This is a genomic window from Pseudomonas sp. MF08817 (assembly GCF_059862705.1).
In genome coordinates this window covers 47,475-59,284 of the sequence record NZ_JCBCUY010000002.1, presented here as the reverse complement: position 1 = coordinate 59,284, position 11,810 = coordinate 47,475, and the positions used below count along the sequence as shown (strand labels likewise).

Annotated in this window: 11 protein-coding genes; 5 read left to right on the top strand and 6 right to left on the bottom strand. The window is 63.6% G+C overall.

Going from position 1 to position 11,810, the window contains the following annotated elements:
• Window positions 1-189: 189 nt before the first annotated feature.
• The 3 genes from AC19YR_RS01765 to AC19YR_RS01755 all read left to right on the top strand — a co-directional run bounded on the left by AC19YR_RS01765 (window position 190) and on the right by AC19YR_RS01755 (window position 5,088).
• Window positions 190-1,962, top strand: coding sequence for an N-acetylglutaminylglutamine amidotransferase (locus AC19YR_RS01765; protein ID WP_095107314.1), 1,773 nt, complete (start codon window positions 190-192; stop codon window positions 1,960-1,962).
• 3 nt (window positions 1,963-1,965) lie between these two features.
• Window positions 1,966-3,702: an N-acetylglutaminylglutamine synthetase gene (gene ngg, locus AC19YR_RS01760; RefSeq protein WP_095107312.1), complete on the top strand. Its 1,737-nt coding sequence runs from the start codon at window positions 1,966-1,968 to the stop codon at window positions 3,700-3,702.
• 195 nt (window positions 3,703-3,897) lie between these two features.
• Window positions 3,898-5,088: an osmoprotectant NAGGN system M42 family peptidase gene (locus AC19YR_RS01755; protein WP_095107311.1), complete on the top strand. Its 1,191-nt coding sequence runs from the start codon at window positions 3,898-3,900 to the stop codon at window positions 5,086-5,088.
• 6 nt (window positions 5,089-5,094) lie between these two features.
• On the opposite strand, the gene AC19YR_RS01750 is transcribed toward AC19YR_RS01755, so the two are convergent.
• Window positions 5,095-5,865, bottom strand: a complete 771-nt coding sequence (locus tag AC19YR_RS01750; RefSeq protein ID WP_500596908.1) for a DNA/RNA non-specific endonuclease — start codon at window positions 5,863-5,865, stop codon at window positions 5,095-5,097.
• Window positions 5,866-5,983: 118 nt separating this feature from the next.
• Here AC19YR_RS01750 and AC19YR_RS01745 point away from each other — a divergent pair, with 118 nt between their 5' ends.
• Window positions 5,984-6,211 (top strand): YheU family protein, encoded by a 228-nt coding sequence (locus tag AC19YR_RS01745; RefSeq protein WP_095107308.1) that lies wholly within the window; start codon window positions 5,984-5,986, stop codon window positions 6,209-6,211.
• Here AC19YR_RS01745 and csrA read toward each other — a convergent pair.
• The 3 genes from csrA to AC19YR_RS01730 all read right to left on the bottom strand — a co-directional run bounded on the left by csrA (window position 6,208) and on the right by AC19YR_RS01730 (window position 7,836).
• Window positions 6,208-6,402 carry a carbon storage regulator CsrA gene (gene csrA / locus AC19YR_RS01740; protein WP_095107307.1) on the bottom strand — a complete coding sequence of 65 codons (195 nt, stop codon included), beginning with the start codon at window positions 6,400-6,402 and terminating at the stop codon, window positions 6,208-6,210. The genes AC19YR_RS01745 and csrA overlap by 4 nt on opposite strands.
• 221 nt (window positions 6,403-6,623) lie before the next feature.
• Window positions 6,624-6,956 (bottom strand): YnfA family protein, encoded by a 333-nt coding sequence (locus AC19YR_RS01735; RefSeq protein ID WP_095107306.1) that lies wholly within the window; start codon window positions 6,954-6,956, stop codon window positions 6,624-6,626.
• Window positions 6,957-7,020: 64 nt separating this feature from the next.
• Window positions 7,021-7,836: an SDR family oxidoreductase gene (locus tag AC19YR_RS01730; RefSeq protein ID WP_095107304.1), complete on the bottom strand. Its 816-nt coding sequence runs from the start codon at window positions 7,834-7,836 to the stop codon at window positions 7,021-7,023.
• A 279-nt stretch (window positions 7,837-8,115) separates the two neighbouring features.
• Between AC19YR_RS01730 and AC19YR_RS01725 the strand changes: the two genes are divergently transcribed.
• Complete coding sequence (locus AC19YR_RS01725) at window positions 8,116-8,274, top strand: DUF3309 family protein (RefSeq protein WP_169858239.1); 159 nt, start codon at window positions 8,116-8,118, stop codon at window positions 8,272-8,274.
• A gap of 70 nt (window positions 8,275-8,344) precedes the next feature.
• Here AC19YR_RS01725 and AC19YR_RS01720 read toward each other — a convergent pair whose 3' ends face one another.
• Both AC19YR_RS01720 and speE read right to left on the bottom strand, forming a co-directional pair.
• A complete protein-coding gene (locus AC19YR_RS01720; RefSeq protein ID WP_500596907.1) occupies window positions 8,345-10,432 on the bottom strand; it encodes an LTA synthase family protein in 2,088 nt (695 codons plus the stop codon).
• A gap of 410 nt (window positions 10,433-10,842) precedes the next feature.
• Window positions 10,843-11,718: a polyamine aminopropyltransferase gene (gene speE, locus AC19YR_RS01715; protein ID WP_500596905.1), complete on the bottom strand. Its 876-nt coding sequence runs from the start codon at window positions 11,716-11,718 to the stop codon at window positions 10,843-10,845.
• Window positions 11,719-11,810: the final 92 nt, after the last annotated feature.

The window sequence follows — 11,810 nt, the reverse complement described above, 5'->3', positions numbered from 1 at the left end:
ACACTCGGCGCACCGGCCCAGGGCGCAACTATTTACTACCCGATGCGCCGGCCCACGCGCTTGCGCCGCGGCCGCTTATAACGGATCGATCTAAAACTCCCAGGTTCGACACCGGTCAGTTTCCTTGCCCGCGCTGTTTTGGCGCCGGCACGAATGCCCCTCCCCAACGGAAAAACCGGTAAGGAATTTATGTGCGGATTAGCTGGCGAGTTACGTTTCGATCACCACCCTGCCGACCTGGCAGCGGTGGAAAGAATCACCCATCACCTGGCCCCTCGCGGCCCCGACGCCTGGGGTTTTCATAGCCAGGGGCCGGTTGCCCTGGGCCATCGGCGGCTGAAAATCATGGACCTCTCGGACGGCTCGGCCCAGCCGATGGTGGACGCGCAACTGGGCCTGTCCCTGGCCTTCAACGGCGCGATCTACAACTTCCCCGAACTGCGCACCGAGCTGGAAGGCCTGGGCTACGCCTTTTATTCCGGCGGCGACACCGAAGTGCTGCTCAAGGGCTACCACGCCTGGGGCGCCGACCTGCTGCCCAAGCTCAACGGCATGTTCGCCTTCGCCATTTGGGAACGCGACGCGCAGCGTCTGTTCATCGCCCGCGACCGTCTCGGCGTCAAGCCGTTGTACCTGTCGCGCACCGGCCAGCGCCTGCGCTTTGCTTCCACGTTGCCGGCGCTGCTCAAGGGCGGTGACATCAACCCGCTGCTGGACCCGGTGGCGCTCAACCACTACCTCAACTTCCACGCCGTGGTGCCGGCGCCGCGCACCCTGCTGGCGGGCATCGAAAAACTGCCCCCCGCCACGTGGCTGCGCATCGACGCCGATGGCCGCACCGAGCAAAAAACCTGGTGGAGCCTGGCCTACGGCCCGCGTGCCGATGAGCAGCACCTGACGCTGGAGGATTGGACCGACCGCGTGCTGGACAGCACCCGCGAGGCCGTGGCCATTCGCCAACGGGCGGCGGTGGAGGTGGGTGTGCTGCTCTCCGGCGGCGTGGACTCCAGCCTGCTGGTGGGGTTGCTGCGCGAGGTGGGCGTGGAGCAACTGTCGACTTTCTCCATCGGTTTTGCCGATGCCGGCGGCGAACGGGGCGATGAGTTCCAATACTCGGACCTGATCGCCCAGCACTACGGCACCGAACACCACCAGTTGCGCATCGCCGAAAAAGAAATCATCGAGCAACTGCCGGCGGCATTCCGCGCCATGAGCGAGCCGATGGTCAGCCACGACTGCATTGCTTTCTACCTGCTGTCGCGGGAGGTGGCCAAGCACTGCAAAGTGGTGCAAAGCGGCCAGGGCGCCGACGAGTTGTTCGCCGGGTATCACTGGTACCCACAGGTGGACGGCGCCAGCGACCCGTACGCGGCCTATCGCGAGGCGTTCTTCGACCGCAGCTACGACGACTACGCGGCCACCGTGCAGCCGCAGTGGCTGACCGCCAACGACGCGGCCGGGGATTTTGTGCGCGAGCACTTCGCCCAGCCCGGCGCCGAGGCCGCCGTGGACAAGGCCCTGCGCCTGGACAGCACGGTGATGCTGGTGGACGACCCGGTCAAACGGGTCGACAACATGACCATGGCCTGGGGCCTGGAGGCGCGCACGCCGTTCCTCGACTATCGCCTGGTGGAGCTGTCGGCACGGGTGCCCGGCCGGTTCAAGCTGCCCGACGGCGGCAAGCAGGTGCTCAAGGAAGCGGCGCGGCGGGTTATCCCCAGCGCGGTGATCGACCGCAAGAAAGGCTACTTCCCGGTGCCTGGCCTCAAGCATTTGCAAGGCGACACCCTGGGCTGGGTGCGCGAGTTGCTGCTCGACCCCAGCCAGGATCGTGGCCTGTTCAACCCGGCCATGCTCGACCGTTTGCTCAGCGACCCGCAGGGCCAGTTGACGCCGCTGCGCGGCTCCAAGTTGTGGCAACTGGCCGCGCTGAACCTATGGCTCAGCGAACAAGGAATCTGACCGATGAAACCCCATGCCTCCGCCTACAGCCAACGCCTGTTGCGCGGCCAGACGCCGTCCTATGAGCGCTTACAGGCGCGTTTTGCCGAAGACGGCAGCGAACCCGGCCCCGACCCCATCGCCGTGCATTGCGGCTGGGGCCGCTTGCTCATCGGCCACACCTTCCCCGACCCCGCCAGCCTGGCCTGCGAGTTGCTTCACGAAGCGCCCGGCGAACGGGACATCGCCCTCTACGTGGCCGCACCCCAACAGGTGCTGGGGCTGGAACCGGCGCAGTTGTTCCTCGACCCTTCCGACACCCTGCGCCTGTGGTTCACCGACTACCGCCAGGCCACCCGAGTGTTTCGCGGTTTTCGCATTCGCCGCGCGCAAAGCGAGGCGGACTGGCAGGCCATCAACACGCTGTACCAGGCGCGCGGCATGCTGCCCGTCGACCCGCAACGCCTGACCCCGCGCCACGAGGGCGGCCCGGTGTACTGGCTGGCCGAGGACGAAGACAGCGGCGCGGTGATCGGCAGCGTCATGGGCCTGAACCACCACAAGGCGTTCCACGACCCGGAGAACGGTTCGAGCCTCTGGTGCCTGGCGGTGGACCCGCACTGCACGCGGCCCGGGGTGGGCGAGGTGCTGGTACGGCATTTGATCGAGCACTTCATGAGCCGGGGCCTGAGTTACCTCGACCTCTCGGTGCTGCACGACAACCGCCAGGCCAAGCAGCTCTACGCCAAATTGGGCTTTCGCACCCTCACCACCTTCGCCATCAAGCACAAGAACGGCATCAACCAGCCACTATTCCTCGGGCCGGGGCCAAGCGCCGAGCTCAACCCCTATGCACGGATCATTGTCGAAGAAGCCCACCGCCGCGGCATCGACGTGCAAGTCGAAGACGCCGACAGTGGCCTGTTCACCCTCACCCACGGCGGGCGCCGGGTGCGCTGCCGCGAATCCCTCAGCGACCTGACCAGCGCCATCAGCATGAGCCTGTGCCAGGACAAAAGCCTGACCCACAAGGTGCTCAAGGCTGCGGGCCTGAACGTGCCGGCCCAGCAACGAGTGGGCAATGCCGACGACAACCTGGCGTTTCTCGACGAGCACACGCGGGTAGTGGTCAAGCCTTTGGACGGCGAACAGGGCCAGGGCGTGGCGGTGGACCTGTGCACCATCGAAGAGGTGCAGCAGGCCATCGACAGCGCGCGCCAGTTCGACAGCCGCGTGTTGCTGGAAAGCTTCCACGAGGGCCTGGACCTGCGCATCCTGGTGATCGGTTTTGAGGTGGTGGCCGCCGCCATCCGCCACCCGGCGCACATCGTCGGCGACGGCCAGCACAGCATCGGCGCGTTGATCGAAGCCCAGAGCCGACGGCGCCAGGCCGCCACCGACGGCGAAAGCAAAATCCCCCTGGACGCCGAAACCCAGCGCACCCTGCACGCGGCCGGCTACGACTACGACAGCATCCTGCCCCCCGGCCAACGCCTGGCCGTGCGCCGCACCGCCAACCTGCACACCGGCGGCACCCTGGAAGACGTGACCGCAATGCTGCACCCCACCCTGATCGATGCCGCCCTGCGCGCCGCGCGCGCCCTGGACATCCCGATGGTGGGCCTGGACCTGATGGTGCCCGCCGCCAACCGCCCCGAATACGTGTTTATCGAGGCCAACGAACGCGCCGGCCTGGCCAACCACGAACCCCAACCCACCGCCGAGCGCTTTGTGGATTTGTTGTTTCCCCATAGCCGCTGAGGCTTTAAGAGCGGGCCTGCGCAGAAATTGCGCTTGTCGGTTTTTTTGTGGGAGCGGGCTTGCCCGCGATGACAGCAGCTCAGTCGACATCTCGACTGAATTTCTATGCAGCCATCGCGGGCAAGCCCGCTCCCACACTGAACGGCTCCTACAGATGGCCCCGCACAGATCCCCCTTCCCCACCCAGGAGTTTCCATGAGCCGTACCATCCCGGAACCCGACCTCGCCTACTTGCAGAAAGTCCTGCTGGAAATGCTCGCCATTCCCAGCCCCACCGGTTTTACCGACACCATCGTGCGCTACGTCGCCGAGCGCCTGGAGGAGCTGGGCATCCCGTTCGAGTTGACTCGCCGGGGCACCCTTCGCGCCACGCTCAAGGGCCGGCAAAACAGCCCCGACCGAGCGGTGTGCGCGCACCTGGACACCATCGGCGCCAGCGTGCGGGCGATCAAGGACAACGGGCGCCTGAGCCTGGCGCCGGTGGGGTGCTGGTCGAGCCGGTTTGCCGAAGGCAGCCGTGTCAGCCTGTTCACCGACAACGGCGTGATCCGCGGCAGCGTGTTACCGCTGATGGCCTCGGGGCATGCGTTCAACACGGCGGTGGATGAAATGCCCATCAGCTGGGACCACGTGGAGCTGCGCCTGGACGCCTACTGCGCCACCCGCGCCGATTGCGATTCCCTGGGCATCGGCATTGGCGATTTCGTCGCCTTCGACCCCTTGCCCGAATTCACCGACAGCGGCCACATCAGCGCCCGCCATCTGGACGACAAGGCCGGGGTGGCGGCGCTGCTGGCGGCGCTCAAGGCCATTGTCGACAGCGGCCAGAGCCTGATGATCGACTGCCACCCGCTGTTCACCATCACCGAAGAAACCGGCAGCGGCGCGGCCTCGGCCCTGCCCTGGGACGTCAGCGAATTCGTCGGCATCGACATCGCCCCGGTCGCCCCCGGCCAGCACTCCAGCGAGCACGCGGTGAGCGTGGCCATGCAGGATTCGGGCGGGCCGTACGACTATCACCTGTCGCGCCATTTGCTGCGCCTGGCCGGCGACAACGAGTTGCCGGTGCGCCGCGACTTGTTCCGCTACTACTTCAGCGACGCCCATTCGGCGGTCACCGCCGGCCACGATATCCGCACCGCCCTGCTGGCCTTCGGCTGCGATGCCACCCACGGCTACGAGCGCACCCACATCGACAGCCTCGCGGCCCTCAGCCGCCTGTTGGGCGCCTACATCCTCAGCCCGCCGGTGTTCGCCAGCGACGCCCAACCGGCCCAGGGTTCCCTGGACCGCTTCAGCCATCAACTGGAGCACGACGCGCAAATGGAAAGCGACACCCGCGTGCCCTCGGTGGACAGCGTGGTAGGCCCAAAACGCGACGGCTGACGGGGCTTAGCCGGGTTGGCAGTTTTTCGGGAGCGGCCAACTGCGCGTCGCCACCCGGGTTTTCAGCGCGTAGGGCAAGGTGATGCCCACCGCTTGTTTGCCTATGCGTTTTTCCAGGGCGCGGATACTGACGATGTAGCTGTCCAGCGGCCCCAGGCCCGGCACGTTGGGAAATAGCCAACTGAGGGTCTGGGTGCGCCCGGCGGCGTCCTTAGTGACCAGGGTCTTCCAGAAGTAATCCGGGGTGCGGATACCGTGGGAGGCCAGGAAGTGGTCGTTGCGCGGGTCGTTGTAAAGCACCCCGCCGTAAACCTGCACCGGCGCCAGGTCGCGATAGCACTCGGCGATTTCCTCAGTCTGGCGCCACACCCCCTGATTGAATGAGCGCCACTGCGGCACGATGTTGGTCATGCGGTGCGTCAGGGCAATGCTGCGCGGGTTGTGATCCAAATGATTGGAAGTCACCAGGTGGCCGCGGTCCCAGCCTTTGGCCACGCGGTCGTAGGACGCGGCGCTCAACTGCTGCTGGCAATGGCCCGGCAAGCTCGGGTCGAGTTCAAAGCCACGGGGGCGCGGCGCGTTGCCTTTGTCTGCCGTCAACCGGTAAGCGAAGCGCAGGGCCGTGCGGTTATCACAGTCATAACGCAGGCTGAACAGCCCACGGTCCAGGGTGATAATCGTGGCCGCGCGGGCCTGTGGCAGCGCCAGGCAAAAACTCAACAACAGGCCGACGAGGCCCGGGTGGCGGGGGGTGAAACGTGCAATCCATGCATTCATCTGAGGGGTTTCCTAGTTCGTCATTGCAGTCAATCTGCATGAGCGAGGCTAGGGCCGGAGCGCCGGATGAATGCTGTTAATATCTACCACTTTTCGCGGATGCACCGCCGAGGCGCCCATGCTGATCCCCCACGACCAACTCGAAGTAGACACCCTGACCCGCTTGATCGAAGACTTCGTCACCCGTGACGGCACCGACAACGGTGACGACACGCCGCTGGAAACCCGCGTGCTGCGCGTTCGCCAGGCGTTGACCAAGGGGCAGGCGTTGATTGTGTTCGACCCCGAGAGCCAGCAGTGTCAACTGATGCTCAAGCATGACGTGCCCAAGGCCCTGTTCGACTAACCCTGGCCCTGGGTCCTCTTGGCGCCCTGGCGGGCGATGATGCGTTCATACACCTCGGCCCGATGGACCTCGACGTTTTTCGGCGCCTCGACGCCAAAGCGAACATTGCTGCCGTTGACGGAAAGTATGCGTACGGTGATGTTGTCGCCGATGGAAATCAGCTCGCCGACAACGCGGCTCAATACAAGCATGGCACTAGTCCTTTAGGGTAACCGGGCCTTGAAGATGCCCGCTGGATCCACTGCCTTCAATGCGCCAGCATCAAAACAGTCATCCCCTACGCCACGACGAACCAACCCCTACAGAAATTTCTTTCAAACGCTGCTTTTCGCAGCGGTTTGAACACACCTACAGCCTTCAAGGGCTATTCCTATGCACTCAATACGCTTGCACCGCGTGCGCAGGTAAGGTTTCAGACACTGGAAAAACGCGGGCCAAACAGGATGATGCCGGCACCCACCACGCACAGGGCCACACCCAGCCAATCCGAACTCAAGGGGCGGATGCGCTCCACCAGCCCCAGCCAGCCAATGGACGCAATGATGTAGATACCGCCGTAAGCCGCGTAGGCACGGCCGGCGTAGGTGGCTTCGACCTTGGTCAGCAGCAGGGCGAACAGGGTCAGGCTCAGCAGCGCGGGGATGATCCACCAGGCGCTTTTGCCCTGGCGCAACCACATCCAGAAGGCATAGCACCCGGCGATTTCAAACAGCGCCGCGAGAAAAAACCACAGGTAATTGAGCATGAATCCGCCTCGTTAGGGGTGCCGAAGGTGGCAACCCTAACGAGGCAGCGGCGGGCGGGCAAGTTCAGTTGGCCGCTTGACGGGCCTTGGCACGCATCTTGTCGGCCATCTGGGTCATTTCGTCGTAGAGCAACTGCGGGTTCTTCTGCTTCAACGCCCAGGCCATGCGCCCCTGCTCGTGGGGCAGAATCATGAACTCGCCGGCCGCGACTTTCTCGTAGATGTAGTCGGCAATGTCGCTGGCGCTGATGGGAGAACTTTCCAGCAACTTGCCCACCTGGGCCTTCATCGCCGGGGTCGGGCCACGGAAAGAGTCCAGCAGGTTGGTCTGGAAGAACGAGGGGCACACCACATGCACCGCCACTTCCTGCTGCGCCAACTCGATCAGCAGGCTCTCGGACAACGCCACCACCCCGGCCTTGGCCACGTTGTAGTTGCTCATGGCCGGGCCCTGCATCAGCGCGGCCATGGAGGCGATGTTGATGATCTTGCCGCGGCTTTTTTCCAGCAGAGGCAGGAACGCCTTGCAGCCCTTGACCACACCCATGAGGTTGATCGCGATTTGCCAGTCCCAGTCCTCCAGGGACAGCTCGGCAAAAAAGCCACCCGAGGCCACGCCGGCGTTGTTGACGATCACATCGATGCCACCGAGCTTCTCTTCGCAGGCCTGGGCGAACGCCGTCAGTTGGCTGTAGTCACGCACGTCGCAGCGCTGGACAAACCCGTCGCCACCGGCCTGGCGCACGAGCCTGAGGGTTTCCTGCAAGCCCGGTTCGCTGACGTCCGACAAGGCCAACTGCCAGCCCTCACGGGCCCAGCGCAGCGCTATTTCGCGACCCAGGCCGGAACCGGCGCCGGTAATCATCATGCGATTTTGCATAAAAGTTGCCTTGTTGTTCTGGGGAAGTTGGGCCGCAGTGTAGCGAAGGAAATCGGCCCGCCCACGCACCATCAGGGTGCTGAATGCCCCAGGCAAACCCTGGGCACGACGCCCTACGGGAGACACGCGTAAAGGAAATAAGCGGGGACGGAAAAAACACTAAAAAAACTTGGAATCTTCCGTGTCGGCGACCAGTCGGAGTCTTTAAGCGCTCAACGCCTTAACCATTGAGCGGCGAACTGAAAAGCTACGGTCATTCCAGAAAACACTAATAAGGAAATCGACATGGGCACCATTCTTATCGTCATCCTGATCCTCCTGCTGGTGGGCGGCCTGCCTGTCTTCCCGCACTCCAGAAGCTGGGGTTATGGCCCCTCGGGCATCATCGGCGTTGTCCTGGTGGTGCTGTTGATCCTGTTGTTGCTGGGCAAGATATAACTGCCGCAAACCTTTAGCAGCGCATAAAAAAAGAGGCCCTCAGGGCCTCTTTTTTTATGCCGTCAAACCATCAATCCGGTTTGCCGTTAACCACACCCGCAGTGTTATCCAGCAGGCTCTTGGTCGCAGTCTGGATAAAGGCTTCCAGTTTGCGACGTTGTTGTTCGGTGTCTTGCGCATCGGGGATCACCGCCGACGTGGGGTTGCTGCCCAACTGGTAGCTGTAGACCTTGGGTGGCATGTCTTTGGGCAGGACCAGGATGCGGTCGGTGGTGACGAACGCCACCACTTGCTCGCTGCCCGAGGGCTTAATCATGCCGAACCCGGTGTCGCCCTGGGGCAGGTTCAGCAGGTCGCGGCCCCAGCACTGGTGGCGCACTTCGCCGCCCAAACGGCCCATGATGGTGGGCACGATGTCGATCTGGGTGCCAACGGTGTGGGCGACCTGGCCGAATTTTTCCTGCACCCCCGGGCCGATCAGCAGCAGCGGCACGTTGAAGCGGCCCAGGTCCATTTCGGTGATCTGGCGCTCGTCGCCAAAGCCGTGGTCGCCGACGACGATGAACAGGGTTTCCTTGAAGTAGGGCTCCTTGCGCGCTTTCTCGAAGAATTGCCCCAGCGCCCAGTCGGAATAGCGCATGGCGGTCAGGTGGTCGTTGAGGCGGCCGCGGTTGGTCACCGGTTCCACCGGCAACGGCGTGGGCAAGGCATACGGCGTGTGGTTGGACAGGGTTTGCAGCAGCGCGTAGTACGGCGCCTTGCCTTCGCGGGCTTTGAGTTCCTCCAGGCCACGGTTGAACATGTCCTGGTCGGACACGCCCCAGGTGCTGTCGGAGAACACCGGGTTCACGTAGTCGTTGCGGCCGATGAAGGTGGTCATGCCCTGGTTGCTGAAGAACCCGGACTGGTTGTCCCAGGCGAAATCGCCGTTGTAGACGTACACGTCATCGAAATTACGCGCACTGAGCAGTTGCGGCAGGCCCGACAGCTTGTGGCTGCCTTCGGGGGTCTGCATCAGGTACTCGAACGCCGGCAGGTTGGGGAAGCAGCCCATGGTGGCGAACATGCCCTGGTGGGTATGGGTGCCGTTGGAGAAGAAGCGGTCGAACAGCAGACCTTCCTTGGCCAGTTTGTCGAAGTAAGGCGTGACATTGCCCGAAGCCCCCAAAGCGCCCACCGAGTGCCCGGCGAAGCTTTCCATGAGGATGACCACCACGTTCTTGATCGGCAGGGTCTTCTCGGCCGGCGGCAGGTAGTCGCGGCGCACGGCGGCGATATCGGCATCCACCAGTTTTTCCTGCGGCAACAGCAGCAGGTCGCGCACCACTTGCTGGGCTTCGCTGTCGGGCAGGGTGGCCTTCCAGACGTTGTCGCGGTGCTCGGAGAAACGGCTCTTGGCCGCGCCGATCAACGACAGCGAAGCGTTGAGGCCCAATTGGTTGGCGAAGATCGAGTCGGTGGTGTAGACGTCACCCCAACGCATCGGCGGGCCCTGGCGCAGGGTGCCGCGTGCGGCGATCACGCAGATCACCAGGCAGACCATGAACACCGCCGTGCGGGTGTACCAAGGTGCAACCTGGCGGCTGACGATGGTGCCACCGCTGAACGGGCCACGGGGCCGGGTCGCACGGTCGGCGCCCTTGAACGCCAGGCTCAGCAGCCAGGTGCCGATGGCCCAGGCAACCAGGTAGCGGGCCACCGGGAAACCGTTCCACAGCATGCTCGACACCGTGGCCGGGTCTTCGCTGATGTACTGGAACACCAGGCCGTTGAGGCGCTGGTGGAACTCGCGGTAGAAGTCCATCTCGATCAGGCCCAGCAACAGCGCAATGCTGGAAGCCAGGGTCAACCAGAAACGGAAGAACCCCCGCGCCGCCATGGCGCGCACGCTGAACAGCGCCAGCAACAGCGGAATGCTCAGGTACACCACCAGGCGCAGGTCGAAACGCAGGCCATTGGCGAAGGCTTCGAGGAAGGTCGCCGCCGGGGTGTCGAGGATCATGTCCCGGTTATAAACCAGCAGCGCCAGGCGCAGCAGGGAAAGCATCACCATCATGACCAGGGCACACAACAGGGTGTAGGCCAGGTGGGATTTGACGGTGGGTTGCAGTAAGCGGCTTGAAGCACGCTGCTGATTCAGGGCGTCCGGGTTTGCCATGTCGTGTCAAGACTCATTGGAAGTTGAAGTTTCAAAGAACAGCTGCACCCTGGCCTCTTTTCATCCCTGCGAAAACGCAGTGGCGACGGGGTATGCGCAGTGCGCGCAGAGTGCACGATCGCCTTTGGCAACGCTATTGATTAGTGTTCGTCAGGCCCGCCAAGGCGTTCCAGGGGGCTGGAACGGAGCGTCAAGGGTAGTTGGCATTAGCAAAAGCGCTGGGGATTGTCTTGGAGCGCTTGTGAAAATTTCGTTTAACGCATGTTTCGATACAAAAAAAGGGCCGTGAGGCCCTTGATCCTACCGTTGTAGCAAGCGGGCTCGCCCGCGCTGGGCTGCCCAGCAGCCCCTTACGCCTGCCGGATTGACGGCGATGACGGCCGCTGCAAGCCCGCTGGCTACACGTCAGCTCAGTCGTTGCTCGGTTTGTTGATCGCCTGCAGCACGTATTGCGGCAGGGCGAAGGCGCCGATGTGGATCTCGGGGTTGTAGTAGCGGGTCACGATGCCACTGCCGGCGAAACGCTGGCACAGGGTCTCGCGGGACAACTGGCGGTACGCCGTGTTGGTCGAGCCCCAGGCAAAGGTCATGGCCCCGCCAATGTAGGTCGGCACCGCAGCCTGGTAGAAGTGCCAGTCCGGAAACAAGCTGCGCAGGCGCCCAGCGGTGGTCTGCACTTCGCCCAGTTGCATGAACGGCGTGCCGTTTTGGGTCACCAGGATGCCGCCCTCATTGAGGCAGCGGCGGCAGGCTTCGTAGAAGTTCTCCGAGAACAGCACTTCGCCCGGGCCGATGGGGTCGGTGGAGTCAGAGATAATCACGTCGAATTTTTCCGTGGTGGTGGCGACGAAACGCATGCCGTCGTCGATCACCAGGTTCAGGCGCGGGTCTTCAAAGGCTCCTTTGGAGTGGTTGGGCAAAAATTCCTTGCACATTTCCACTACCGTGGCGTCGATCTCGACCATGGTGATGTGCTCGATGCTGCCGTGCTTGGCCACTTCGCGCAGCATGCCGCCGTCGCCGCCGCCGATGATGAGCACGCGCTTGGCGGTGCCGTGGGCGAGGATCGGCACGTGGGTGAGCATCTCGTGGTAGATGAACTCATCGGCCTCGGTGGTTTGGATCACACCGTCCAGTGCCATCACACGGCCCATGCGCGGGTTCTCGAAAATCACCAGGTGCTGGTGTTCGGTGCGCACTTCGTGCAGCAGTTTTTCCATGCGAAAACGCTGGCCGTAGCCTTCGTAGAGGGTTTCCAGGTAATCGCTGGTGTGGTTGGTGCTCATGGGTAAGACCCCCGATAAATGCTGGTGGCAACGGACGGTCACCCGCCCATGATGGCCAGCCGCCGTTGCGCCTGACCAAGGAAAGGCGCGCA

Coding starts and splice junctions, on each gene's coding strand:
- AC19YR_RS01765 (WP_095107314.1), top strand. CDS start 190: ATGTGCGGATTAGCTGGCGAGTTACGTTTCGATCACCACCCTGCCGAC.
- ngg (WP_095107312.1), top strand. CDS start 1,966: ATGAAACCCCATGCCTCCGCCTACAGCCAACGCCTGTTGCGCGGCCAG.
- AC19YR_RS01755 (WP_095107311.1), top strand. CDS start 3,898: ATGAGCCGTACCATCCCGGAACCCGACCTCGCCTACTTGCAGAAAGTC.
- AC19YR_RS01750 (WP_500596908.1), bottom strand. CDS start 5,865: ATGAATGCATGGATTGCACGTTTCACCCCCCGCCACCCGGGCCTCGTC.
- AC19YR_RS01745 (WP_095107308.1), top strand. CDS start 5,984: ATGCTGATCCCCCACGACCAACTCGAAGTAGACACCCTGACCCGCTTG.
- csrA (WP_095107307.1), bottom strand. CDS start 6,402: ATGCTTGTATTGAGCCGCGTTGTCGGCGAGCTGATTTCCATCGGCGAC.
- AC19YR_RS01735 (WP_095107306.1), bottom strand. CDS start 6,956: ATGCTCAATTACCTGTGGTTTTTTCTCGCGGCGCTGTTTGAAATCGCC.
- AC19YR_RS01730 (WP_095107304.1), bottom strand. CDS start 7,836: ATGCAAAATCGCATGATGATTACCGGCGCCGGTTCCGGCCTGGGTCGC.
- AC19YR_RS01720 (WP_500596907.1), bottom strand. CDS start 10,432: ATGGCAAACCCGGACGCCCTGAATCAGCAGCGTGCTTCAAGCCGCTTA.
- speE (WP_500596905.1), bottom strand. CDS start 11,718: ATGAGCACCAACCACACCAGCGATTACCTGGAAACCCTCTACGAAGGC.